Source organism: Azonexus sp. R2A61 (assembly GCF_021401135.1).
GTDB lineage: Bacteria > Pseudomonadota > Gammaproteobacteria > Burkholderiales > Rhodocyclaceae > Azonexus.
Window position 1 is genome coordinate 488741 of record NZ_JACBFO010000002.1, and the last position, 24561, is coordinate 513301.

The 24561-nt window shown below is 64.2% G+C and carries 26 protein-coding genes; 9 read left to right on the top strand and 17 right to left on the bottom strand.

Annotation, left to right across the window (positions count from 1 at the left end; all coding sequences use genetic code 11):
• Positions 1 to 36 precede the first annotated feature (36 nt).
• The 7 genes from gltA to L0962_RS07420 all read right to left on the bottom strand — a co-directional run bounded on the left by gltA (position 37) and on the right by L0962_RS07420 (position 5790).
• The gene (gene gltA, locus L0962_RS07390) at positions 37 to 1335 is read right to left on the bottom strand and encodes a citrate synthase (protein ID WP_234085711.1); all 1299 of its coding nucleotides are present in this window, start codon (positions 1333 to 1335) and stop codon (positions 37 to 39) included.
• Between the two features lie 83 nt (positions 1336 to 1418).
• Positions 1419 to 1661 (bottom strand): succinate dehydrogenase assembly factor 2, encoded by a 243-nt coding sequence (locus L0962_RS07395; protein WP_234085712.1) that lies wholly within the window; start codon positions 1659 to 1661, stop codon positions 1419 to 1421.
• On the bottom strand, positions 1661 to 2371 hold the full coding sequence (locus L0962_RS07400) for a succinate dehydrogenase iron-sulfur subunit (protein ID WP_234085713.1): 711 nt from the start codon (positions 2369 to 2371) through the stop codon (positions 1661 to 1663). Before L0962_RS07400 ends, L0962_RS07395 begins: the two co-directional genes overlap by 1 nt.
• Before the next feature lie 12 nt (positions 2372 to 2383).
• On the bottom strand, positions 2384 to 4168 hold the full coding sequence (gene sdhA / locus L0962_RS07405; RefSeq protein WP_234085714.1) for a succinate dehydrogenase flavoprotein subunit: 1785 nt from the start codon (positions 4166 to 4168) through the stop codon (positions 2384 to 2386).
• 2 nt (positions 4169 to 4170) lie between these two features.
• Positions 4171 to 4518, bottom strand: a complete 348-nt coding sequence (gene sdhD / locus L0962_RS07410; protein ID WP_234085715.1) for a succinate dehydrogenase, hydrophobic membrane anchor protein — start codon at positions 4516 to 4518, stop codon at positions 4171 to 4173.
• Positions 4515 to 4901 carry a succinate dehydrogenase, cytochrome b556 subunit gene (sdhC, locus tag L0962_RS07415; RefSeq protein ID WP_234085716.1) on the bottom strand — a complete coding sequence of 129 codons (387 nt, stop codon included), beginning with the start codon at positions 4899 to 4901 and terminating at the stop codon, positions 4515 to 4517. Before sdhC ends, sdhD begins: the two co-directional genes overlap by 4 nt.
• 133 nt (positions 4902 to 5034) lie before the next feature.
• A complete protein-coding gene (locus L0962_RS07420; protein ID WP_234085717.1) occupies positions 5035 to 5790 on the bottom strand; it encodes a GntR family transcriptional regulator in 756 nt (251 codons plus the stop codon).
• Between the two features lie 195 nt (positions 5791 to 5985).
• On the opposite strand from L0962_RS07420, the gene L0962_RS07425 reads away from it, so the two are divergent.
• The 3 genes from L0962_RS07425 to L0962_RS07435 all read left to right on the top strand — a co-directional run bounded on the left by L0962_RS07425 (position 5986) and on the right by L0962_RS07435 (position 8837).
• Positions 5986 to 6981 (top strand): malate dehydrogenase, encoded by a 996-nt coding sequence (locus L0962_RS07425; RefSeq protein ID WP_234085718.1) that lies wholly within the window; start codon positions 5986 to 5988, stop codon positions 6979 to 6981.
• 103 nt (positions 6982 to 7084) lie between these two features.
• Positions 7085 to 8068, top strand: a complete 984-nt coding sequence (locus tag L0962_RS07430) for a CoA ester lyase (RefSeq protein WP_234085719.1) — start codon at positions 7085 to 7087, stop codon at positions 8066 to 8068.
• A complete protein-coding gene (locus L0962_RS07435; RefSeq protein WP_234085720.1) occupies positions 8061 to 8837 on the top strand; it encodes a pseudouridine synthase in 777 nt (258 codons plus the stop codon). Before L0962_RS07430 ends, L0962_RS07435 begins: the two co-directional genes overlap by 8 nt.
• Here the strand turns inward: L0962_RS07435 and L0962_RS07440 are convergent.
• The 4 genes from L0962_RS07440 to L0962_RS07455 form a co-directional block, all read right to left on the bottom strand.
• Entirely contained in the window at positions 8831 to 9271 is a 441-nt protein-coding gene (locus tag L0962_RS07440) for a cyclic nucleotide-binding/CBS domain-containing protein (protein ID WP_234085721.1), read from the bottom strand. The two genes, L0962_RS07435 and L0962_RS07440, sit on opposite strands and share 7 nt — an antisense overlap.
• A 174-nt stretch (positions 9272 to 9445) precedes the next feature.
• Positions 9446 to 9880 (bottom strand): hypothetical protein, encoded by a 435-nt coding sequence (locus L0962_RS07445; RefSeq protein ID WP_234085722.1) that lies wholly within the window; start codon positions 9878 to 9880, stop codon positions 9446 to 9448.
• Between the two features lie 3 nt (positions 9881 to 9883).
• The gene (locus L0962_RS07450; RefSeq protein WP_234085723.1) at positions 9884 to 11095 is read right to left on the bottom strand and encodes a hypothetical protein; all 1212 of its coding nucleotides are present in this window, start codon (positions 11093 to 11095) and stop codon (positions 9884 to 9886) included.
• A gap of 90 nt (positions 11096 to 11185) precedes the next feature.
• Entirely contained in the window at positions 11186 to 12442 is a 1257-nt protein-coding gene (locus L0962_RS07455; protein WP_234085724.1) for a nitronate monooxygenase, read from the bottom strand.
• Positions 12443 to 12605: 163 nt separating this feature from the next.
• Between L0962_RS07455 and L0962_RS07460 the strand changes: the two genes are divergently transcribed.
• Positions 12606 to 13763 carry an NnrS family protein gene (locus tag L0962_RS07460; RefSeq protein WP_234085725.1) on the top strand — a complete coding sequence of 386 codons (1158 nt, stop codon included), beginning with the start codon at positions 12606 to 12608 and terminating at the stop codon, positions 13761 to 13763.
• A gap of 10 nt (positions 13764 to 13773) precedes the next feature.
• Here the strand turns inward: L0962_RS07460 and L0962_RS07465 are convergent, their stop codons facing one another.
• On the bottom strand, positions 13774 to 14079 hold the full coding sequence (locus L0962_RS07465; RefSeq protein WP_234085726.1) for an antibiotic biosynthesis monooxygenase: 306 nt from the start codon (positions 14077 to 14079) through the stop codon (positions 13774 to 13776).
• A 79-nt stretch (positions 14080 to 14158) separates the two neighbouring features.
• Here L0962_RS07465 and L0962_RS07470 point away from each other — a divergent pair, with 79 nt between their 5' ends.
• Positions 14159 to 14617: a hypothetical protein gene (locus L0962_RS07470; RefSeq protein ID WP_234085727.1), complete on the top strand. Its 459-nt coding sequence runs from the start codon at positions 14159 to 14161 to the stop codon at positions 14615 to 14617.
• 88 nt (positions 14618 to 14705) lie between these two features.
• Here L0962_RS07470 and L0962_RS07475 read toward each other — a convergent pair whose 3' ends face one another.
• From L0962_RS07475 to L0962_RS07485, 3 genes are all read right to left on the bottom strand, one after another.
• Positions 14706 to 16787: a c-type cytochrome gene (locus L0962_RS07475; protein WP_234085728.1), complete on the bottom strand. Its 2082-nt coding sequence runs from the start codon at positions 16785 to 16787 to the stop codon at positions 14706 to 14708.
• A gap of 96 nt (positions 16788 to 16883) precedes the next feature.
• Positions 16884 to 18299 carry a tetratricopeptide repeat protein gene (locus L0962_RS07480; RefSeq protein WP_234085729.1) on the bottom strand — a complete coding sequence of 472 codons (1416 nt, stop codon included), beginning with the start codon at positions 18297 to 18299 and terminating at the stop codon, positions 16884 to 16886.
• A 55-nt stretch (positions 18300 to 18354) separates the two neighbouring features.
• The gene (locus L0962_RS07485) at positions 18355 to 20067 is read right to left on the bottom strand and encodes an ATP-binding protein (protein WP_234085730.1); all 1713 of its coding nucleotides are present in this window, start codon (positions 20065 to 20067) and stop codon (positions 18355 to 18357) included.
• A 157-nt stretch (positions 20068 to 20224) separates the two neighbouring features.
• On the opposite strand from L0962_RS07485, the gene rlmF reads away from it, so the two are divergent.
• Positions 20225 to 21181, top strand: a complete 957-nt coding sequence (gene rlmF / locus L0962_RS07490) for a 23S rRNA (adenine(1618)-N(6))-methyltransferase RlmF (protein ID WP_234085731.1) — start codon at positions 20225 to 20227, stop codon at positions 21179 to 21181.
• A gap of 122 nt (positions 21182 to 21303) precedes the next feature.
• Here rlmF and L0962_RS07495 read toward each other — a convergent pair whose 3' ends face one another.
• Entirely contained in the window at positions 21304 to 21573 is a 270-nt protein-coding gene (locus tag L0962_RS07495) for an amine oxidase (RefSeq protein WP_234085732.1), read from the bottom strand.
• 247 nt (positions 21574 to 21820) lie between these two features.
• Here L0962_RS07495 and asd point away from each other — a divergent pair, with 247 nt between their 5' ends.
• The 3 genes from asd to L0962_RS07510 are packed head-to-tail and all read left to right on the top strand — an operon-like array spanning position 21821 to position 23991.
• On the top strand, positions 21821 to 22681 hold the full coding sequence (gene asd / locus L0962_RS07500; protein WP_234085733.1) for an archaetidylserine decarboxylase: 861 nt from the start codon (positions 21821 to 21823) through the stop codon (positions 22679 to 22681).
• Positions 22678 to 22971, top strand: a complete 294-nt coding sequence (locus L0962_RS07505) for a hypothetical protein (protein WP_234085734.1) — start codon at positions 22678 to 22680, stop codon at positions 22969 to 22971. Before asd ends, L0962_RS07505 begins: the two co-directional genes overlap by 4 nt.
• Positions 22972 to 23028: 57 nt before the next feature.
• Complete coding sequence (locus L0962_RS07510) at positions 23029 to 23991, top strand: MBL fold metallo-hydrolase (RefSeq protein ID WP_234085735.1); 963 nt, start codon at positions 23029 to 23031, stop codon at positions 23989 to 23991.
• Between the two features lie 27 nt (positions 23992 to 24018).
• On the opposite strand, the gene L0962_RS07515 is transcribed toward L0962_RS07510, so the two are convergent.
• A complete protein-coding gene (locus L0962_RS07515; protein WP_234085736.1) occupies positions 24019 to 24435 on the bottom strand; it encodes a hypothetical protein in 417 nt (138 codons plus the stop codon).
• Positions 24436 to 24561 lie beyond the last annotated feature (126 nt).

Below are 24561 nucleotides of genomic sequence, written 5' to 3' on the forward strand. Positions count from 1 at the left end.
AAAAAAAGGGCGGCCAAGGCCGCCCTGATTTTCCAATCAGCCGCGCTGGGCCAGCGGTACGACGTCGCGCTTGGCGGCGCCGATGTACAGCTGACGCGGACGGCCAATCTTGTACTCCGGATCGGAGATCATTTCTTCCCACTGCGTCATCCAGCCGACCGTGCGGGCCAGCGCGAAGATGCAGGTAAACATTTCGGTCGGGATACCGATCGCCTTCTGGACGATGCCAGAGTAGAAGTCGACGTTCGGGTAGAGCTTCTTCTCGACGAAGTACGGATCTTCCAGCGCGATCTTCTCCAGTTCCATGGCCAGCTTGAACAGGCGATCGTTTTCCAGACCCAGTTCGCCGAGAACTTCATTGCAGACCTTGCGCATCAGCTTGGCGCGCGGATCGAAGTTCTTGTAGACGCGGTGACCGAAGCCCATCAGCTTGAACGAGTCGTTCTTGTCCTTGGCGCGCTTGATGTACTCGCCAACGCGGGAAACGTCGCCGATTTCTTCCAGCATCTGCAGGCAGGCTTCGTTCGCACCGCCGTGCGCCGGTCCCCACAGGCAGGCGATACCGGCCGAGATACAGGCAAACGGGTTGGCGCCCGACGAACCGGCCAGACGGACGGTCGAGGTCGAAGCATTCTGCTCGTGGTCGGCGTGCAACGTGAAGATGGTGTCCAGTGCGTTGACCAGCACCGGGTTCGGCACGTACTTCTCGCACGGATTGCCAAACATCATGCGCATGAAGTTGGCGGTGTAGTCCAGGTCGTTGTCCGGGTACAGGAACGGTGCGCCGGTGTTGTACTTGTAGGCCATGGCGACGATGGTCGGCAGCTTGGCCACGATACGGTTGAAGCTGATGTTGCGGTGCTCGGCATCCGAGTAGTCCATCGCTTCGTGGTAGAAAGCGGACAGCGCGCCGACGACACCGACCATGACGGCCATCGGGTGCGCGTCACGACGGAAACCATTGTAGAAACGGGTCAGCTGGTCATGCACCATCGTGTGCTTCTTGATGGTGTTTTCGAAATCGGTCTTCTGGCCGCCATTCGGCAATTCGCCGTTCTTCAGCAGGTAGGCGACTTCGAGGAAGTTGCAGTTTTCAGCAAGTTGTTCGATCGGATAGCCGCGATACAGCAGCTCACCCTTGTCGCCATCGATGAACGTGATTTTGGACTTGCAGCTGGCGGTCGACAGGAACCCGGAGTCATAAGTGAACAGACCGGTCTTGCCACCCAGGGTACGAATATCGACACAATCGTTGCCGTGCGTCGGGGACATGATCGGGAATTCGACGGGGGATTGTCCGTCGATACTCAGGGTTGCCTTGCGTTCGGTCGTCATGGTGTTTTCCCTTGTCAGGTGTTGGTTATCACTGCATTGCCAAAAAAGTGGTCAACATGCTGAAGTTAGCCTGTCAACCTTACTCAACTCTTACGTAGCAACGCCACGATGGGCGCGTAGCGGGGATCGGTGCATTCTTCCTGACCACTGATCAAATACCAGAGGTCGTGATCCTCCATATCGGCCATTTCCACGAACACCTGCTTCTGCTCCTCGCTCAGCGACTCGAAATCCTCGTCGAGGAAACGGGTCAACGAGATATCCAGCTCGAGCAGGGCGCGGCGGATGCAACGCCAGCGCAGGCGTTCGTAGTCGGCTCTCTCCATCAGACTGCGCGGCGAACCATCATGTCCTTGATCTTGCCGATGGCCTTGGTCGGGTTCAAACCCTTCGGGCACACGTCAACACAGTTCATGATGGTATGGCAACGGAACAGGCGATACGGATCCTCGAGGTTGTCGAGACGCTCGTTGGTCGCCTGGTCGCGCGTGTCGGCGATGAAGCGGTAGGCAGCCAGCAGGCCGGCCGGGCCGACGAACTTGTCCGGGTTCCACCAGAACGACGGGCAGGAGGTCGAGCAGCAGGCGCAGAGGATGCACTCATAGAGGCCGTTCAGCTCTTCACGATCTTCCGGCGATTGCAGACGTTCGCGTTCCGGCGGCGGATCGTTGTTGATCAGGTAAGGCTTGATCGAGTGGTACTGCTTGAAGAACTGGGTCATGTCGACGATCAGGTCGCGAATGACCGGTAGGCCGGGCAGCGGACGCAGCACGATCGGCTGCTTCAGTTCGTCGATGTCGGTCAGACAGGCCAAGCCGTTCTTGCCGTTGATGTTCATCGCATCGGAACCGCAGACGCCTTCGCGGCAGGAACGACGATAGGACAGCGTGTCGTCCTTGGCCTTCAACTTGGTCAGGGCATCCAGCAGCTTGCGGTCGGTCGGCTCGAGCTCGACCGAGATATCCTGCATGTAGGGCGCGTCGTCCTTGTCCGGATCGTAGCGGTAGATGCTGAATTGAACCGTACGTTTGCTCATCTTCTTCTCCGATTAGTACGAACGCGTCTTCAGCGCGATCGGTTCAACGGTCAGCGGCTGCATGTTGACCGGCTTGTACGAGATGCTGTTGTCGACCGGGTTGAACAGCGTGTGCTTGAGCCACTCGGCGTCGTTGCGACCGTTCGGGAATTCCGGGGTATCCGGGGCATCGTCGCGGACGTGGGCACCACGCGATTCCTTGCGGGCCTCGGCCGAAATCATCGTTGCCTTGGCGACCTCGATCAGGTTTTCCATTTCGAGGGCTTCGGTACGGGCCGTGTTCCAGGCCATCGACTTGTCCTTGATCTCGAGTTCGCGAGCAGCCTTCTCGACTTCAAGAATCTTCTCGACGCCAGACTTGAGCAGATCACCGAAACGGAACACGCCGGCGTGGTTCTGCATCGTGCGCTGCATGGCCAGACGGGTTTCATGCACATTGGCACCGCCCTTGCGGCTATCCAGCGCGGCGATGCGGGCCAGCGACTTCTCGGCAGCATCCTTCGGCAGTTCGCGATGGGCCTTGCCGGCCTTCAGATCTTCGACCGCCGAATCACCGGCCGACTTGCCGAAGACCAGCAGGTCGAGCAGCGAGTTGGTACCGAGGCGGTTGGCGCCGTGCACCGAAGCGCAGGCACATTCGCCGGCGGCGTAGAAGCCCGGCACGATGGTGTTGTAGTCGCCGTTCTGCGGCGTCACGACACGACCGGAGTAATGCGTTGGAATGCCGCCCATCTGGTAGTGGCAGGTCGGCACGACCGGCAGCGGTTCCTTGATGCAATCGACACCGGCGAACTGCAGGCCGATTTCGCGAATCCCCGGCAGGCGCTTCATGATGGTGTTCGGATCGAGGTGGGTGATGTCGAGCAGGACGTAGTCCTTGTTGACGCCACAACCGCGGCCTTCGTTGATTTCGGTGGTCATGGCGCGGGAAACCACGTCACGCGACGCCAGATCCTTGGCGTTCGGGGCGTAGCGCTCCATGAAGCGTTCCTTGTTGGCGTTGCGCAGAATGCCGCCTTCGCCACGCACACCTTCGGTAATCAGCACACCGGCACCGGCGACGCCGGTCGGGTGGAACTGCCAGAACTCCATGTCTTCGAGCGGGATGCCGGCGCGCGCCGCCATGCCCAGGCCGTCACCGGTGTTGATGAAGGCATTGGTGGAAGAGTAGAAGATGCGGCCGGCACCGCCGGTGGCGAAGATGGTGGCGCGGGTGTGGAAAATCACGACCTGGCCGGTTTCCATTTCCATCGCCGTAACGCCCAGCACATGGCCTTCGCTGTCGCGGATCAGATCCAGGGCCATCCATTCGACGAAGAACTGGGTGTTGGCCTTGACGTTGCGCTGATACATCGCGTGCAGCATGGCGTGACCGGTACGGTCAGCGGCGGCACAGGAACGACGCACCGGCTTTTCGCCGAAGTTGGACATGTGACCGCCGAACGGACGCTGGTAGATCTTGCCGTTGTCGGTCCGGTCGAAAGGCATGCCGTAGTGCTCGAGTTCGACGACGCACTCGTTGGCCTTGCGCACCATGAACTCGATCGCGTCCTGGTCGCCGAGCCAGTCGGAGCCCTTGACGGTGTCGTACATGTGCCAGTGCCAGTGATCTTCCTCGGAGTTACCCAGGGAAGCGGCCACCCCACCCTGCGCTGCGACCGTGTGGGAGCGCGTCGGGAAGACTTTGGACAGCACGGCCGTCTTCAGGCCGGCTTCGGACAGTTGGATTGCGGAACGCAGACCGGCGCCGCCGGCACCGACGATGACCGCATCGAATTTCAGAACGGGAATACTCACGCTTACAGCCTCCAGAGAATCGCAGCAGCCCACGCGGTGTAGCCCACCAGCGCGGCAATGGTCAGGACGTGCAGGGTCAGGCGCAGGCCGACCGGCTTGACGTAGTCCATCCAGATGTCACGCACGCCGATCCAGGCGTGGTAGAACAGGCTGACGAAGAACAGGAAGGTGGCGAATTTCACGACACCGCAGGCAAACAACTCGCGCCAGGCCTCGTAGGTCGATGGCTGCAGGACAACCAGGACAAGCGCCATCACCACGGAATACACGGCCATGATGACAGCCGTGGCACGCTGGGCGATCCAGTCCTTCAGACCGTAATGCGCGCCGACAACAATACGATTGATCACAGCAGAACCCCCCACAGGACCAGGGTCAGCGGAATGCTGACAGCGAAGACCACGGCGGCCGACTTGCGTGCGGCTTCCTTTTCGATGCCGACATGGACGTCAAGCAGCAGGAACCGAATACCGGCACAGAAGTGGTGCACAAAGGCCCAGAGCAGGCCCGCCAAAATCACCTTGACCGGCAGCAGACCGGCAATCGACTTGAGGCTGGAGAAGCTTTCAGGGGACCCCAGGCTGGCACCGAAGAGCCAGAGCAGCAGCGGAAAACAAAGGAACAAGCCAACACCGCTGACACGGTGCAGAATTGAAACCTTGCCCGGCAACGGCAGCCTGATGGTGGTCAAGTCCAAATTTTTTGGACGTTTCTTGATGGTCTGTTCTGCCATGAACGTCATCCCTCGCGAAGAGTGCGGATTTCCCGCTTGTACGTGGTTTGAAAAGAGCCGTAATTATACATTCAAAAATCGCCCGGAAAGCGCCAATTGGCGCCCTTTCTAGACATAAATTCCGACCCCGGGCTCACCCCAGATCGTTCCGGTAATAATGCCGGTGGGTGCAATACAGGCCACGCCGCCATTCGACCGGCTTGTTGCCATAGGTATAGGCCGTGCGCTCCACCAGCAGCAGTGGCTCGCCGGCAGCGACATTCAGCAGGGAAGCACTTTCAGCATCCGCCGCCACGGCGCGCAGATGCTCTTCCGCCTGGATCATGCGAACCCCGAAATCGCTCTCGAACACGCTGTACAAGGAACGATTCCGGCCGCGGAGGGCATCAAGCGTCAAACCGGCAAACAACTCGCCAACCAGATAGAGCTGATCGAACACCACCGTCTCGCCGGAAAAACGCAGCAGGCGCTTGATATGCACCACCGGACTTCCGGCCTTCAGACCGAGCGCTGCCGCCACATCGGGCGACGCCGAGACGGTTTCGCAATAGAACGGTTCGCTGGCCGCGGGCACCGCAACCCCGTCATCGGGAACCAGGCGCAGGAAACGATAGAAGGAGCGCGGGTCGCTGTGCGTGGCAACGAAGGTCCCCTTGCCTTGGCGGCGGACCAGCATGTTTTCGGCGGCCATCTCGTCGATGGCTTTGCGCACGGTACCCTGACTGACATTGAAGCGGGAGGCGAGTTCACCCTCGCTGGGAATCGCATCGCCAGGCCCCCATTCGCCACGCTCCAGGCTGGCCACCAGGAAATCCTTGATCTGCCGGTACAGAGGGCTGAAGGTAGGTGCCGCAGTGCGCGCGGCCGGACGGGAGACATCGCGAGTCATGGCCGGGGATTTCAGCACATTTCAGGCGCAGCGTCCACGAAAAGTTGTCTTATATAAGACACATGATGAATTGACACCAAAACGCCGAACTTCTAACATCAACAGTCTCTAGTGCCGACTGACGCAAGGTAAAGAACAAGGCCGGCATACGAGCAAGCGAAAAACTCAACCACGCACTCAATTCAGGAGCGATACATGTCCAAAGCCCCCATGCGCGTTGCCGTGACCGGCGCCGCCGGCCAGATCGGTTATAGCCTGCTGTTCCGCATTGCCTCGGGCGAAATGCTCGGCAAGGACCAGCCGGTCATTCTGCAACTGCTCGACCTGCCGCAGGCCCAGAAGGCCGTTCAGGGCGTGATGATGGAACTCGACGACTGCGCTTTCCCGCTGCTCGCCGGCATGGTCGCCACCGATGATCCGAACGTCGCCTTCAAGGATGCCGACGTCTGCCTGCTGGTCGGCGCCCGTCCGCGCGGCCCGGGCATGGAGCGTGCCGACCTGCTGCAAGCCAACGGCGCGATCTTCACCGTCCAGGGCAAGGCCATCGCCGAGAACGCCAAGGAAGACGTCAAGGTCCTGGTCGTCGGCAACCCGTGCAACACCAACGCCTACATCGCCCGCGCCGCGGCGATCAAGGTCGGCCGCACCAACCCGAACAACTACCACGGCATGCTGCGCCTCGATCACAACCGCGCGCTGACCCAACTGGCCCAGAAGGCCGGCCGTCCGGTCTCGTCGCTGAAGCAACTGGTCGTCTGGGGCAACCACTCGCCGTCGATGTACGCCGACTACCGCTTCGTCACCTCGAACGGCGACAGCGTCAAGAACATCATCAACGACGCCGCCTGGAACAACGACGTCTTCCTGCCGACCGTCGGCAAGCGCGGCGCCGCGATCATCGACGCCCGTGGCCTGTCGTCGGCCGCCTCCGCTGCCAACGCCGCCATCGACCACGTCCGCGACTGGGTCCTCGGCTCCAGCGAATGGGTCACGATGGGCATCCCGGCACCGGCCGACAACGGCTACGGCATCCCGGAAGGCCTGGTCTTCGGTCTGCCGTGCGAGTGCAAGAACGGTTCCTTCACCCTGATCAAGGGCCTGGAAATCGACGAATACTCGAAGGGGAAGATCGCCATCACCCTGAAGGAACTGGAAGACGAGCGCGCAGCCGTCGCCGACATGCTGAAGTAATCGGCATTTCATCCGGAAAAAGCCGCGGTTCGCCGCGGCTTTTTTGTTTTCCGGCGCCGTGGACCGTAGAATTCGCGCTCTGTCGATTTCCCGAAAGTCACCGATGCGCCACCCGAAAGACGTCCTCTTCGCCGGCGAAAAGCCCTTCCCCATCCTGCCTGCGGTCGACCATTACGCCGGCTCGGAAAAGCTGATGAAGAAGGCGCTGCAACTGCAGAACGAACTCGGCCCGATCTTCGACATCACCTGCGACTGCGAGGATGGCGCCCACGCCGGCGCCGAACGCGAGCACGCCGAAATGGCCGCCGCACTGATCATGTCGGACGACAACCGCTTCAACCGCGTCGGCGCGCGCATCCACGATGTGACGCATGCGCACTGGCGGCAGGACCTCGACATTCTGGTCGGCATCGCCGGCAGCCGCCTGCCTTTCATCACCTTGCCCAAGCCCTGCAGCGCCGCCGATGTGGCGGCGCAAATCGCCGCATTGCGCGAAATCGAAGCCAAACACGGCGTCGACCGCAGGATTCCGGTACACGTGCTGATCGAAACCCACGGTGCGCTGCGCGAAGTCTGGCAGATCGCCGCGCTGGACGGTGTCGAATCGCTCGATTTCGGCCTGATGGATTTCGTCTCCGGCCACCACGGCGCGATTCCCGGCAGCGCCATGAAGAGCCCCGGCCAGTTCGACCATCCGCTGATCGCCCGCGCCAAGTGCGAGATTGCCGCCGCCGCGCTGGCCAACGGCGTCGTGCCGTCGCACAACGTCACCACCGAACTGAAGGACATCGACACCATCCGCAACGATGCGCTGCGCGCCCGCCGCGAATTCGGCTATCTGCGCATGTGGAGCATTCACCCGAACCAGATCGTCGCCATTGTCGAAGCGATGCGTCCGGACTTCTCCGAAGTCCAGGCCGCCACGGAAATCCTGATCGCCGCCCAGGACACCGACTGGGGCCCGATCCAGCATGCCGGCAAGCTGCACGACCGCGCCTCCTACCGCTACTACTGGGAACTGCTCGACCGCGCCCAAGTCACCGGCATGGACATTCCGCTCGCCGCCAAGGAACGCTTTTTTGCCTGATCCTGCGGTCGACCGCAGGGAAAGCGCGATTTTCCCCGACACAGCGCCGTTGACCGTGCTGTATCGCGACGAACACATCGTCGCCATCGACAAGCCGGCCAACCTGCTCGTCCATCGCTCGGAAATCGACCGCCACGAAACGCGCTTCGCGATCCAGATCCTGCGCGACCAGATCGGCCATAAGGTCTGGCCGGCGCACCGCCTCGACCGCGGCACCTCGGGGGTCCTGCTGTTCGGGCTGAGCCCGGAAATCGCCAGTACGCTCGGCCGGCAGTTCGAGGCCGGCACGGTGACCAAGCGCTACCTTGCGGTCGTCCGCGGCCATCCGCCGGCACAGGGCGAAATCGACCATCCGCTAAGCCGTCAGCGCGACGATTACGAATTTCGCGGCGAACGCAGCAGCGACGAGGCACAGCCGGCGCTGACCCGCTATCGCCGGCTGGCGACCATCGAACTGCCGGTCGCCATCGACCGCTATCCGACCAGCCGCTACGCCCTGCTCGAGCTCGAACCGGTGACCGGCCGCCGCCACCAGCTGCGCCGCCACCTCAAGCACATCGCCCATCCGATCATCGGCGATTCGACCTACGGTAAGGGACGGCACAACCGCCATTTCGTGGCCGAACTGGCCTGCGGGCGCCTGCTGCTGGCCTGCACCCGTCTCGGTTTCCGGCATCCGGCTGACAGCCGGGAAATCGCGGTCGACGCGCCGCTGACCGGCGAATTCGCCGATCTGCTGGCACGTTTCGGGTGGTCGGCGGCTCAGTAACCGATCGCGCTCTCCAGCTCCTCCATCCGCTCCATGTCGCGCTCCAGCTCGACCATGTCACTGCCCAGCGCATCGCGCGCCGAGACCATGCCGAGCGGCAGGCCGTCATCGTCGACCACCGGCACATGGCGGAAGCCGCCCTCGGCCATCATGTGCAGCGCGTAGGCCAGCGGCCGGTCGGCACGGATGGTCTGCGGATTGCCGACCATGACCTCGCTGAGCAAGGTCGTATCCGGGTCGAGGCCGCGGGCCAGCACCTTGTTCAGGGCATCGCGCTCGGTGAAGATGCCGGCGATCTGGCGGCCATCGACCACCAGCAGCGCGCCAATACGTTTCTCCGCCATCAGGCGGCTGGCGGCCCGCACCGTCATATTGCGCGTGGCGGTGATCAGGCTGCGGCCATCGATGACATGGCTGATCATTCGTTTCTGCATGGTTTTGTCTCCTGTGGTTATCGTCGTGGATAAAGCGAACCTTGCGTACACGCAGACAAGCATGTGCGCCAAATGTTCTGACTTTATGACGTCGACCGCAAGCACCCTCGCCAAACGCCGCCGACACGGGCAATGTCACGGCGGCCGGCAGCCGGATTCGACGACAAAACGGAATCAGGGCTTGAGTTCGTAGACCACGCGGACGCGGGCATCGGCCTTGGAAATCTCGACGAAACCGATCCCGCCCGGGTGGCTGGCCACCCATCGGACGACCTCATCGGACGACGACAACCGCGGCAGCGCCTGCTGACGACCGGTAAACACCAGGCGCGACCAGTAGGCGTCGACTTCGGACAACTCCTTGCCGACCAGCAGGCGGTAGAAATAGGCGCGATTCGGATGGCTGTCGGCAACATCCACCGGCTCGGCCTCGATCCCGTTGAAAAACTGCCGGTTGCGCCCGAAAAACAGGTTGATGACATCGCTGCGCGACATCGCCGCGACACCATTGCGGGCGTTGACGATGACCACCAGGTCGGCCTGCGCCCAGCCCGCCGGCAGCAGGCACAGCGCAACGACGACGAGAAGGCGGCGCAGCGCGGGCTTCATCGGCTAGAACACGAAATCCAGCGCCAGCGAAAAGACGTTCATGTCTCCCTGCCAGGTGGCGCGATTTTCCCGACGATAAGGAAAGATCGATGTCGGATCGCCGCGGATTCCGTCCCATTGCGCGGTCAACGCCACATTGCGCACGACGTCCCAGCGCAGGCCGGCGTACCAGGTACGCTGATTGGTCCGCGAATCGGCAACGATATAAGCAATCACCGGATCGGCCGGCAACGCCCGCCCCTTCGAATAAACCCGCGAATAGCCGACGAAGGGCGTCAGCTTGCCGACGCGGTAACCGACCTGGGCATAGCCGCCCTCGGAGCTTTCCAGCGACTTGCTGCCCTGTTCGATACGATTCAGCATCAGCTGCGCCTGCCACGGACCGCTGTCGTAAACCAGACCCAGCGAATAGTAATGCGAGCGCTTGTCGCGGACCGACAGATAGTCCAGCTGCTGCGCGTTCAACAGCAATCCGCTCTTGGCCATCGCCGGACCGTAAGGCAGGTCGCGTTCGAAGCGGATGTTGGCGTAACTGGCCCGCAGTTGCCAGGGGCCATGCTGATATTCGAGGTAAGCACCGGCCATCGGCGAACCGCCGATATCCCATTGCTCCTCGGCGAGCGGAATCTTGCCCTGCGAAATGCCGTAAAACAGCTTGCCGCGCAGCAGATGCTCGCCGACCGGCACGGTCAGCGCCGCATCACCCCCGTGAATGCTGTAGAACGGCAGATACCAGAAGAAATCGCCGGGTGGCCGCACGGTCAGGAAGGAGTACCCGACCCAGCGCGAATCGGCCATCATGAAGAATTCGGTACCCAGACGCCCGACGCGCAGGCTCAGGTTGGGCATCGGCTCGTACTTGACGAAGGCCCAGGCGATTTCGGGCCGGAAACTGTCATCGTAACGATAGCGGCTGATGCCCTGAACCACCGCCTGCCACTGCGGCAGGAACTGCCAGTTGGCCTGCAGACCGAGGACGCTGTCCACCTTGCCCGTCCATTCATTGCGGGCACCCAGCGGCTGCGACAGGTCGCGCACGAATTCGGCATCGTCGCTGTTCGTGCGAACGACACCCAGCGTACCGAAACCGTTGATCGAGAAGCGCCGATCGTCGGTGACATCGGCCCGGGCCGGGCCACCGCCCAGCAGCGCGACCGTCGCGACGGCCAGCAGGCGGCGCCAGTCCGGCCGGGTTTTCAGAAGATTCGACAACATGCGACGCATGACATCCAGAAATCGAAAGACCGGACTATAGCGCATGCCCCCGGGATCATTCCCTGGCGCATGCGTCGACCGCAACAGGACTCAGCGCGACTGCGCCTGGGGCAGTGCGACCTGGTGGTCGGTACTGAACTGGTAATCCCTGAACACGTGTTCGGCACTCAGCAGCTGATAGCTGCCGTCGGCCTGCTGCACGGTGGTGTCCTTCAGACGCGACGTGGTCTGGCCGCAGGTCCAGATGTCGAAATTGCGCATGTGCGTACACAGGCAGGTCTTGTCCCACACCTTGACCTTGCGCGCTTCCGGGTGGGCCGCCACTTCGCGGTTGTACGAAGTGATGTAGGAGCACTTGCCGTTGGCGTCGAGCAGGTAGCCGTAGGCCTCGCAGTTCGGGCGAATGCCGTCGCCGATGCCGGGACTGCCCTTGATCATGCGCATCGGATAGCCGGTCGGCGAAATCTGGTTGACCTCGATGTCCTCGTCGCGCGCCTTGAAGTATTCCTGCTTGACCTCGGCCGGCAGGCCGCATTCGTCGGTTACCGTGAAGCGGGTCGCGACCTGCACCGCGCCGGCGCCCTGTTCGAGGAAGGCAGCGGCGTCGGAACCGGTGAAGATGCCGCCGGCCGGAATCACCGGAATGGCCAGTTGTTCGTCGTGCAGGAACTGCAGCACTTCGGCGACGATGGTTGCCAGGTCGTACTGCGACCAGTCCATGCCGAAACCCAGGTGGCCGCCCGCCAGCGGGCCTTCGACGACGACGTAGTCAGGCAGCCGATTGAGCTTGGCGTTCTTCTTCAGGAACAGCTGCAGCGCGCGGACCGACGACACGATGATGCCCAGCTTGGCATCGCGGAACCGCGGGTGATCCTCGATCAGCGCAAAGGAACCGAGATGCAGGCCGGCGGCCAGCGTGATGCCGTCGATGCCGGCGTCGAGCGCGGCGGACATGCGGACCTTCAGCGTCTCCTTCGGCGCGTTCATGGTCAGCTTTTCCATGCAGTTGATGAACACCATGCCGTCGCCACGCTTGCGCGTCATCGTCGCTTCGACGTGCAGACGGGTCGCTTCAACCAGGCGGCCGAGATCGAACTTGACCGAAGACTTGTCCTCGTTATTCACGTTGTACTTGAACAACGCGAGCTTTTCCTTGACGTGCTTGGTGTCGTAGCGGCGATCGGAAACCGTGTTGATCATCGCGTCGGAAATGTGGCCGATACCGCCCAGCCGGGCGGCTTCCAGCGCCAGATCGGCGGTCGAGATATCGACGCCCATGCCGCCGATCATGATCGGAACCAGTTCATGCTTGCCGAGACGCAAGCGGAAATCGTCAACGCGCTTCATTGTCATCCTTATGAATCTGGCCACCCGGCGCCTCCCGCCCCGTCGGCCAAGACCGCAATTTTACGCTATCGCGCCGCTTCCTGCGCGAAACCCGGGGACAGATCAAAGTTTTTGCCGTGGCAAACGACTAAATTGCGACGCTTCCGACCCCTATTTTCGCCTTATGTTCCGCACATCGCATCCGCTCTGGCTGGCCGGTTTCCGGCCCTTCTTCCTGCTCGCCGCGCTGGCCGGGCTGGTTCTGCCGCCGCTCTGGGCGATGATTTTCACCGGCTGGACGGCGTCGACCGCAAGTCCGCTCGATCCGCTGCGCTGGCACGCCCACGAAATGTATTACGGCTTCGGCTGGGCGGTACTCGGCGGTTTCCTGCTCACCGCCAGCAAGAACTGGGTCGGCATCCGCGGCTATCACGGCGGCGTGCTGATCGCCCTGAGCTTCGCCTGGCTGCTCGAACGCCTGGCGTTGTCGGCCGGCGCCGGCTGGCCGCCGGTCTGGCTGGCGATCGCCGCTTTCGCCTTCCTCGGCAGCATCGCCATGCTGCTGGTGTGGACGCTGCTGCGTTACCGCCGGCAGGACAGCTACCGCGACAATCTGTTGTTCGTCGTTGCCCTGCCCGCCTTCCTGTTTGCCAAGTATCAACTGTTGTACGGCGATTTCGCCGGCGGTGCGGCGATGACGCTGGCCCTGTTCCGGCTGGCTTTCCTGGTCATGCTCGAACGCACGCTGACCCAGTTCATGAAAGCTGCCTGCCAGACCGACATCCTGCGCACGCCCTGGCTGGACCTGCCGATCAAGCTGCTCGGCCTGAGCCTGGCCGGCGTTTTCTGGCTGCCGGCGACGTGGACCGCAGGCCTGTCGCTGCTGCTCGCCGGCCTGTTGCTGATCCGCCTGCCGTTCTGGCGCCCCGACCGGGCCTGCCGCCGGCTCGACGTCGGCATCATGTTCGTCGGCTATCTGGCGATTGTCGGCCAGTTGCTGCTCGAGGCCTGGACGACGCTGGCCGGCCCGGCCTGGATCGGCGCGCTGCCGACGCACGTATTCAGCTTCGGCGCGATGGGCTGCGTGATTCCGGCGATGATCGTGCGCATCGCCAACGGTCATACCGGGCGAAAAGTCGTGTTTTCATCGGTCGACCGCAGCGTGCTGTGGCTGATGCTGGGCGCGCTGCTGATCCGCGTCGGCTTGACCCAGCTGGCGCCGGCCCGCTATGCGTGGTGGATCGGCCTGGCCGCCCTGTGCTGGCTGGCCGCCTTCGGCCTGCTGCTGGTGCGTTACGCGCCGGTGCTGATGCAGCCGCGCATCGACGGCCGCGAACACTGAAGGTCGCGGATCAGAGCACCGCTTCGAACAGTTCGAGTTGCGGCGGGCCGAGGTAGAAATCGCGCGGCGACTGGCCGGCCTGCATGTGCGCCTTGCGGAAGGCGTCGGACTTAGTCCAGTCGGCGAAGGCCTGCTCGGATTCCCACACCGTGTGCGAGGCGAACAGCGTGCGTACCTCGTCGGTATCGCCGCGCAGCAGGTTGAAGGAGACGAAACCGGGCACTTCGCTCAGATAGCTGTTGCGGTTGCGCCAGTGGGCGACGAAATCGTCCTCCTTGCCGGGGACGATGCGGAAACGGTTCATGGCGAGAAACATGTGAACTCCCGGAGATATCGACTGTGCATGCTTGTTGCTTGACAGGCGGATCATCCCCTCGTCAGCGCTCACACACAACATGTTCGATGAAGACGACAAGATCGACTTCGGCGCCCTGCCGGCCGAAGTCGATCACCTGCTCCAGGAAGGCGTTGCCGCCCATTTCAGCGACCGGGCGCTGGCCGAGCGCCTGTTTCTCGCCGCACTCTCGCTGGCGCCGGACGCCCTGCCGGCACACCGCTGCCTGGTCAAACACTACAACCGTTGTCGACAATTCGACAGGGCGTTGACCGCCGCGCGCGCCTGGGTCGGCGCTGCCGCCCGCCAGGCCGGTTTGTCCGACAACTGGCTGCAATGGAAGGCCGCGCCGGGCTATGCGCTGGCCGCGCTGAAGGGGCTGGCCTTCATCCATTTACGGGCCGGCGAACCGGACAAGGCCGACGCGATGATCGCCCGCGTCGTCGCGATGGACCCCGAGGATGCCGTCGGCGCTTCGGTGGTGCTGGCGCTGCTCGACGAAACCCGGCTGGCGATCTGAAAAAAGGCGGATTGCTGCGGTCGACCGCAGCTGCACAAGAAAAACCGCCCCGTTGCCGGGGCGGAAAGCTGCTACGAGGGGGAGAGGCTCAGTAACGGGCGTCGGACGGCTTCGGATCCTTCGGCCAGTCCTTGACCTTGTCCGGGAAGTCCGGCCGCGGCTGGTGGCTGAAGTATTCGGCCACATCGACCGATTCCTGGTCGCTGAGGCCGCCCTGGCCGAGCGGGAACTTGCCGTGGAAGCCGATCGGCATGTTGCGCTTGACGAAGGCCGCGGCGGTGTAGGTGCGGGCCATGCCGGCGCCGATGTTGAACGATTCGTCGCCCCACAGCGGCGGATAGACCATCTTGCCGGCGGCATTGCGCAGGCCTTCGCCGTTGTCGCCGTGGCAGACCGCGCACTGGTCGGCGTAAATCTTCTTGCCGTTTTCCGGATCGGGCACGATGCTGCGGTCGATCTTGCCGATGCCGCGCCCGGCCACCTTGTCTTCCGGCTTGGTCTCGCGCTTCATCCAGTCGAAGTAGGCAACCATCGCCTTCAGGTCCGGCGAATCCTTGGCCAGCGGCTTGCCGTTCATCGAGCGGCGGAAACAGCCGTTGATCCGGTCTTCCAGCGTGATCACCTTGCCCGCCCGCGCGCCGTAGCTGGGGAAGAAGGCGGAGACGCCGACATACGGCGAGCCATCGGCAACGGTGCCGGCGTTCAGGTGGCAACTGCTGCAGTTGAGCTGATCGCCAACGTGTTCCGGCAGCAGGTCCTTGGTTTCCAGGTTCAGGCGCATGCCGCGCACCAGTTGATCGGCGTTGGCTTCCTTCAGCATGTCGGCCAGGCGCGGCGTGTCGAACTTGCTCGAATCGGTGGTCTGCGGATCGAGTGCGGCACGCATTTTTGCCACCAGCGCGGCGTCGACCGCAGGTGCGCCGTCGCCCCAGCTGGCGCGGACGAAGCTCAGGATTTCAGCCAGTTCCTGATCGCTCAGGCGGGCGAAGGCCGGCATCGTGAAGACGCGCGGATGGGCGGCGGTGGCCGCGGTCTGGCCGCCGGTCAGCATGATGTGCACCAGCGTCGAGGCGTCCTTCGACAATACCGTCGGATTGCCGGCCAGCGTCGGGAAGATTTTCGCCACACCGCCACCGTCGGCGCGGTGACAGTCGCCGCAGAACTGGATGTAACCGAGACCGCCGCGGCTGCTGAACAGCGTGTCCGGCACGTGGGCAACCACCGCCGGCTGCGGTGCACCGGCCGGCAGCGGCTTGTCGTACGGCCCCGGCGGCAGCGACTTGAGGTAGGTGGCGACGGCGACCAGATCGGCATCGCTGAAATGCTGCGTGCTGTGCATGATTACTTCGGTCATGTTGCCGGAGGCGGTGGCAAAGCGGTTCTGCCCGGTCTTCAGGAACAGCGCCGTGTCGTCGACCGTCCACAGGTTGCGCAGACTGAGTGCGCGCCAGTGCTCGACCGTCTCGCCGGCCAGGAAATAGTCGCCCTTGCTGCCGGCGTCGCTCATCGCCTTCTCCTGGAATAGCAGGCCGCGCGGCGTATGGCAGGCGCCGCAGTGGCCGAGGCCCTGCACCAGATAGGCGCCGCGGTTCCAGGTTTCGTCCTTGCCGGTGTTCGGCTGATAAGGCGTGTCGTCGAGGAACAGCCAATTCCAGATCGCCAGGCCCCAGCGCATGCTGAACGGCCACTTCATTTCATCCGGCTTGTTCGACTGCTTGACCGCTTCGAGGCCCTGCATCAGGTAGGCGTAGAGCGCCTGCATGTCTTCGCCGGTCATCTTGGCGTAGGACGGATAAGGCATCGCCGGATACAGGTTGTGCCCGTCGGCGGCGACGCCCTTGCGCATCGCGCGGTCGAACTGCTCGAAGCTGTAGTTGCCGATGCCGGTTTCCTTGTCCGGCGTGATGTTGGTCGAGTAAAGCTTGCCGAACGGCGTTTCCAGCGCCCGGCCGCCGGCCATCGGCGTGCCTTTTTCGGTCGTGTGGCAGGCCACGCAGTCGCCCAGCTGGGCGAGGTAGCGACCGCGTTCGATGGTCGACGCATCGGCCGTCGTCGCCGCGGCCGTGCCGCCCAACAACGACAGGCCGAGCAGCGCGCCGCCGGCCAGCCGGCGCACGATGGCGCCGACCGTCGGCCAGTCGCGCCGATTTCCCTTGATTTGGTATTGCATGCTGTTTCTCCCTTTTCATCTGGTTCGCACCGAGTCTAGGAGAAGCCGCTGCCGGCGCCCATTCGGTCGTCCGGCTAGGGAAATAATCGAAACCGATTAGTCGACCGCAGCAGCGGATGCCGCCGAGCGCTGGGCCAGGGCCGTCCGCAAGGCCGCCACCACCGCCGCCCAGCCGCCGCCGGCCGGCTGGCGGAACAGGCGCATGGCGCCCGGGTACCACGGGCTGTCGTCGCGCCCGGTGAGCCAGCGCCAGTCGGTCTTGTAGTCCGGCAGCAGCAGCCAGACCGGCTTGCCGAGCGCGCCGGCGAGATGGGCGACCGCGGTATCGACGGCGATCAGCAGATCGAGCTGGCTGACGACGGCCGCGGTATCGGCGAAATCGCCGACCCGGGTGCCGAGATCGAGCAAGGGGAACGGCGGATCGGCCAGTTCGTCCTCGCCCTGACCTTTCTGCAGGCTGACGAAGCGCACCCCCGGCACGTCGCCGAGAGGCGCCAGCACGGTAAGCGACGGCAATGAGCGCTCGCCATCGTTCTCGAAACCGCGACTGCCTTTCCAGGCCAGACCGACGCGCAGCCGGCCGTCGGCCGGGCCGAGCGCCGCCGACCATTGCGCGATGCGTGCGGCATCGGCCTGCAGATAGGGCAATTCGGCCGGCACGCGGTCGACGCGCGTGGCGAAGTGAAATGGCAGGCTGAGCGGCGGCGCCCAGTAATCCCAGACGACACCGTCCGGTACGGGATCGCCGGGCGCCAGCGCGTCGTCGACGCCGTCCAGACCGGCCGCGAACAGGGTTTTCAGCGCCGGATGGCAAAGCACCGAGACACGCGCCGCACCGGCCTGTTTCAACTGCGCGGCGTAGCGGCAGAACTGGATCATGTCGCCGTGCCCCGCTTCCAGGCCGATCAGCAGCGACTTGCCGGCCAGCGCCTCGCCACGCCAGCGCGGCAGGCCGAGCTCGGCATCGAGCCGGGCGTACCAGTCGCGCGCTTCGAGCCGCCGCCAGCCCTCCTCCCATCGGCCCTGACGCAGCAGCAGGTAGGCCAGGTTGAAGCTGGCGCCGGCGTGACCGGGGTCGAGTTCGAGGGCGGTCCGGTAGCAGCGTTCGGCCTCGTCTTCGCGCTGCTGGCAGGTCAGCAACGCCCCGTAGTTGGACCACAGGCCGGGCACCTGCGGGTGACGCTGCAGGCTGTCGCGGTACACCGCCTCGGCCTCGGCAAATTGCCGCCGGTCGACCAGAAAAGCGCCGAAGTTGATCGCGATCTGGGCGATTTCCGGCGCCAGCGCCCGCGCCTGCCGGTAGGCCGCCGCCGCCTCGTCCGACGCGCCCGAGGCTTCCAGCGCGAAAGCCAGGTTGGCATGCAGTTCGGGCTGCATCGGCGCCCATTCGAGCGCGGCGCGGAAAGCTGCCGCGGCGCCCGGCGCGTCGCCGATGCCTAAACGCCGGTTGCCCTCGGCGAACAGTTCGTTCAGCGCGGTGGCGGCGTCAAGGGAATCGTCGGTGGTGGACATGGCGGCATTTTAGGCCGCCTGCCGCGGTCGACCGCAGGCATTGCCGAAAAACCGCTCAGGCCGACAATTCCGCCTGGTCGAGCGCGCGGAACATCGAGCAGCGACGGAAAACCTCTTCGCTCGGCGGCACCGCCTTCTGGCTGCAGTATTTCGACACCAGCTTGGCCAGGCCCTTGATGTCGCGCCCGGAAGCCTGCGGGAAGATATCCGGCAACCGGTCGAGCAGCGCCGGTTCAACCGCCAGCCCGAACTGCTGCGCCATGACGCCCCAGATTTTCAGGCGGTCGGCGCGTTCCGGCGGATGGAAGCGGATCAGCGCGATGCAGCGCGAGACGATGGCCTCGTCGATATCATCCACTCGGTTGGTCGTCAGGAACAGCAGACCGTTGAAATACTCCAGCACACGCAGGAAGACGCCGACCACCGCGTTCATCGTGATGTTGTCGTCGCGCCGCTTGATGTACACGTCGGCCTCGTCGATCAGCATCACCGCGCCCCAGCGCTGGGCGCGCGTCAGCACTTCCTTCAAGGCCGTCTCCATCGCCGCGACGTTCAGCCCGAGCTGGCCGGAATGCACGCGGTACAGCGGCCGGCGGATGATCTCGGCGTACACCTCGGCGGTCAGCGTCTTGCCGACCCCCGGCGGGCCGGCGCAGAGCACCGTCGTGCCGCCCGACTTGCCGGCCACGATGTCGTCCATCAGCACGTCCATCTCGGCGGTCAGGATGTCGATCAGGTCGGTCTGCTCGGGCGGCAGCACCAGCTTGTCCTTCAGCTCCGGCTGGTAGGCGTAGGGCTGCAGGTCGTCGACGTGCACCCAGACGTAGTGGTGCAGGTCGAGGTGGAACATCAGGATGAAGAAATGCACCGGCAGTTCGGTGAACAGGTTCTTCTCCTTGCCCAGCTCGGCCTGGGTTTCCTCAACCTCGGCCTCTTCCTTGCCGGACAGGCGCGAGTTGCGCTGCACGCGGCGCACGAACTTGGCCAGGATGTCGCCGGTCGCATCCATCGTCAGCACGCGGTCGCCGAGGATGCTCTCGTCGTTGACCAGGCGCGCCGCGCCACCGGTGGAGGACAGGATGATCTGGTCCTTCCGGGCGAAATCGGTGTCGCGGTGCGTCGCCGTCGGATTCTCCGAAAACCAGCCGGTGCCGGTGCCGGAAAACTGCCCGCCATACTGCGCCCGCCAGTCGAAATAACGCACGGCGCCTTCCTCGTAGGCGGCGATCAGGGCCGGCGTTTCCTTGACGTAGCCCTTGGCGGCGAGGATTTCGGCGACCGTGCGACCGGCGATGTCGGGGCCGGAGATGCGCAGCGTGTGCACCGCCATCTTGGCCCGCGAATTGGCCTTCAGCTCGACGTAGATCTTGCCGCTCTCCTCTTCCGACGGCGGCGTGTAGTCGAGGCGGGCGACCACCCAGGCCAGCGGCTTGCCGGTGACGGCGGCGGAAAACACCCAGCCGCGCTCGGCGTCCTCGGCCAGATAACGGGCGATGGCCGGCACGGCCATTTCCAGCTCCTCCGGCTCGAAACGCTTGCCGGTGAAGGCCAGCGCGTTGCGCAGCGTCTCGATCTGCGCGGCCTGCGCCCGCAGTTCGCGGTCGGCGGCGCGATAGCGGTCGAGCAGCAGGTCGAGTTCGGCCGGCTCGATCTGGTTGAAGGGGATCTCGACGCGATTGCCGAAACGCAACTGCTCGCGCAGATACACCAGACGCGGAAACGCCAGCATCATCGGTTCGATGTGCCGGCGGTCGATGGAGAGCTTCATCGGCTGCCTCCCGGGCAATGGATACCGGCCTCTCCCAGCCAGTTTCATGCCATGCGGTCGACGCCGGAAAAATGCGGAAAATCAGCCGGTTGACCGCAAATGCCTTTGTCGCGCTTGCGACACGTGGGACAATCGCGGCCCCTTTCCGGAAAACGCCATGCATCCGCGCAACCAGCACGCCGACGGCTACGATTTCACTGCCCTGTGCGCCAGTTCGGCCGGCCTCGCCAAATATCTGAAGACCACGCCGGCCGGCACGCCAAGCATCGATTTCGCCAACCCGGCCGCCGTCAAGGCGCTCAACCGCGCGCTGCTGATCCATCACTACGGCGTGCATGGCTGGGACATTCCGGCCGGCTACCTGTGCCCGCCGATTCCCGGCCGCGCCGATTACCTGCACGCGCTGGCCGACCTGCTGGCCGAGGAATACGACGGTGTTTTCCCGCGCGGCCCGCAGATGCGCGTGCTCGACATCGGCACCGGCGCCAGCCTGGTCTATCCGCTGCTCGGCCTGGCCGAATACGACTGGTCCTTCCTCGGCGCCGATACCGACCAAGCGGCGCTGGCCAACGCCGCGCGCATCCTGACCAAGAATCCGGCCAGCGGCAAACGCATCGAACTGCGCCACCAGCCGGTCGCTGCCAACGTCTTCGACGGCCTGCTGCGCAGCGGCGAAACCTTCACACTGGCGATGTGCAATCCGCCCTTCCACGGCTCGCCGGGCGAAGCGGCCAGCGCCAACCGGCGCAAGTGGAACCAGCTCGGCAAACCCGGCGCCAAGGGACAACTGAACTTCGGCGGCGGCGATCTCGAACTGTGGTGCCCGGGCGGCGAACGCCAGTTCGTGCAGACGATGATCGAACAGAGTGCCCGCATTCCGAAGCGCGTGCTGTGGTTTACCACGCTGCTGTCGAAGGCCGACAACCTGCCGGCCGTCCAGGCCGCGCTGCAACGCGCCCACGTCATCGACACCAAGGTGCTGCCGATGGCCCAGGGCCAGAAGCAGAGCCGCATCGTCGCCTGGACCTTCTGCCCGCGCCGCATCCGCCGCGCCTGGCTGCGCGACCTGGTCGCCGGCAATCCGCTCGAGCCGGCCGGCGAACCGGCGGCGTGAAAATCTGAAAAATCCGCCGATCGCTGCGGTCGACCGCAGGATTCGCCGGATTTCCGGGCAACAAAAAGCCCCGGTGGCAAACCCCGGGGCCCGGTCTGGCGGGCAACGCGCCCGCCGGCGAATTACTTGGCCGGTGCCGGCGCGATGGTATTGGCGACTTCCGCCTTGCCCTCATCCTTGGCGGCTTCCTTCTTGGCCTTGGCTTCGTGATGCTTCTTTTCCTTCTTGGCCTTGACGTCATGCTTGGCGTGATCGGCCTTCTTGTCGGCCGCGGCCTTCTGCTCGGCAACCGCCGGCGCAACGGTCTCGGCCGGCGTGGCGTTCTGGGCGAAGGCGGCGGAAGCGAAACCGGCGGCAACGGTCAGGGCGATCAGGGTCTTGGTCACTTGCATGGTATTTCTCCTTGAGAAAACGAGGGTTCGATGTTCGGTGCTGCGTTCGGTGCAGCGCCTTGTGCAGAATAACGACCGACTGCCGCACCCGATGTCACGAGGATCGTAGCATCGTGTATCCGTCGGTGACCAAAATGTCATGAAACGTAGCCCGCCGGCCCGGCAGACCGCAATTCCGACGCGGCAACTGGGGCTTCGCCGCAGCAGCCCGTATAATTGCCGGTCCCTCTCAAGAAACGTGAATGCCTTGTCCGATCTTCTCGACCGTCTCGCCGTCCTGCCCCAATACCTGCTGCCGAAACAGGCGCTGACCGTCCTCGCCGGACGGCTGGCCTCGGCGCATGCCGGGGCGCTGACCACCTCGGTCATCCGCTGGTTCATCGGCCGTTACGGCGTGGACATGAGCGAAGCGGCCAATCCGGACCCGGCCGCCTACGCCAGTTTCAACGATTTCTTCACGCGGGCGCTGAAGGCCGATGCCCGGCCTTTCGCCGACAGCGATTTGCTGTGTCCGGTAGACGGCGCGATCAGCCAGTTCGGCAACATCGAACGCGACCAGATTTTCCAGGCCAAGGGCCACCGCTACTCGACTGCCGCACTGCTCGGCGGCGACCGTGAGCTTGCCGCGCAATTCGATAACGGCAGCTTCGCCACGCTCTATCTCAGCCCGCGCGACTACCACCGCATCCACATGCCCTGCGCCGGCCGGCTGACCCGGATGATTCACGTGCCCGGCGCCCTGTTCTCGGTCAATCCGACCACCGCCCGCGGCGTTCCCGGCCTGTTCGCGCGCAACGAACGCGTCGTCTGCGTGTTCGACACCGAGGACGGGCCGTTCGCGCTGGTCCTGGTCGGCGCGACGATCGTCGGCAGCATGGCCACCGTCTGGCAGGGCACGATCAATCCGCCGCGCCCCGGCGTCGTTCGCGAATGGCGTTACGCCGGCGATACTGCGGTCGACCTGGCCAAGGGGCAGGAAATGGGCCGTTTCCTGCTCGGTTCGACGGTCGTCCTGCTGTTCCCGAAGGATCGCCTGGCCTTCAACCCGGCGTGGGCGCCGGCCCGGCCGGTCCGCATGGGCGAAGCGATGGGATCGCGGCCGGCATGAACCTGCACCGCCTGATCCGCGGCATCACCGTCTTCGCGCTGGCGCTGGCCGGTTTCTGGCTGGCCGATGCCGGCCGGCCGGTACCGCTGCTGATCCTGCTCGGGGTGGCGGCTGCACTGTACGCAATCCGCGTCGGCGAACAGGGCGAGGCCCGCTACGGTCGACGCGTACCGGTCACCGAAATGCTGGCGCTCGGCCGTCAGGGCGACCGCCGCATGCTGGCCGGTGGACTGGCCGGCTACCTGATGCTGGCCTGCTTCGTCGCTGCCGGCTGGTTCGCCTTTCACTGATCCCCGCGGCCCGGCCGCATGGGATACTCGCTTCCCCGACCCACGGAGAAAAACGACATGATCCGATTCCTGCGCCAACTCGCCCTTGCCTCGCTACTCGCGCTGCCCTTTGCCGCCCGCGCCGAAGCGCCGCTGCAACACCAGCAAGTTCCCGGTTACTACCGTCTGGCGCTCGGCCAGTTCGAAGTCACCGCGCTCTACGATGGCAGCATCGCCCTCGACGAAAAGCTGCTCAAGGGCGTGGCCAAGCGCGACCTGCAACGTCTGCTTGCCCGCGAGTTCCTGCAGGGACCTGCCGTCCAGACGGCGGTCAACGCCTATCTGGTCAATACCGGCCAGCGGCTGATCCTGGTCGATGCCGGCGCCGCCAAACTGTTCGGGCCGACGCTCGGCAACATCGTGGACAACCTGAAAGCCGCCGGCTATCGCCCGGAACAGGTCGACACGGTACTGCTCACCCACCTGCACGGCGACCACGTCAACGGTCTGGTCACACCGGACGGCCAGCGCGTTTTCGTCAATGCCGAGGTCTGGTCGGCCAAAGCCGACAACGACTTCTGGCTCAGCGAGACGATCGCCGCACAAGCGCCGCAGGAAGCCCAGGGCTTTTTCAAGATGTCGCGCGACGCCGCAGCGCCGTATCTGGCGGCCGGCCGCTGGAAGACTTTCGACGGCGAGCGGGAACTGGCGCCCGGGGTCAGCAGCGTCAATACGCACGGCCATACGCCGGGCCATGCCAGCTACCTGTTCCGCAGTGGCGAGCAGCGCCTGCTGGTGCTCGGCGACATCGTGCACAACCACGCCGTGCAATTCACCAGACCGGAAGTTTCGCTGGAATTCGACGTTGATCAGAAACAGGCGATCGCCACGCGCAAGCGCATCTTTGCGCAGGTCGCCCGGGAACGTCTGATGGTGGCCGGCATGCACCTGCCCTTCCCCGGCATCGGTCACGTACGCAAGGAAGCCAAGGGCGGCTATGCCTGGGTTCCCGCCGAATTCACCCTGCTGCCGGCCAAGTAAACGAAAGTTTCCCTGGCGCGGCCAGACTCAGCGAATAAGGAAGCCCATCACGTCGCTCATCGCATGCAGCGCCGGCTGGCTTGCCAGCCAGTCGCGCGCCGCCGCTTCGCTGGGCATGATCTCGACCTCGTAGGACTTGTCGTCCGAGGTTTTCAACACGCGTTCGATCAATAGCGCCAGCAGCCGGTCGACGGTGACGAAGACCATGCGACAGTTGGGATGGGAGGCGTGCGCACCGTACAGATGCGCGAGCAGTTCGGTAAGGACGATGGGCGTCATGCTGTGCCCTTCGATGGCGGAAAGATCGGCGATCACGTAGCGTGCGTGATCGTAACGGGGATCGCAGTGCACCCGCTTGGTCGCACCCAGCAATGAATCGGCCGTCAGCATGCCGGTGTAGCGCTGGACGACGCCTTCCGGCTCCCAGATCAGTTCATAGCTCATCGACGATATCCACTCCTGCCCGCGTACGGAATGACGACCGGGCATGCGGGGATTATATTCCCGACCGTTCGCCAGGGTACCTAGGACATCCCACAGGTATACAGCAACCGTGGGCGTCCCCGAATG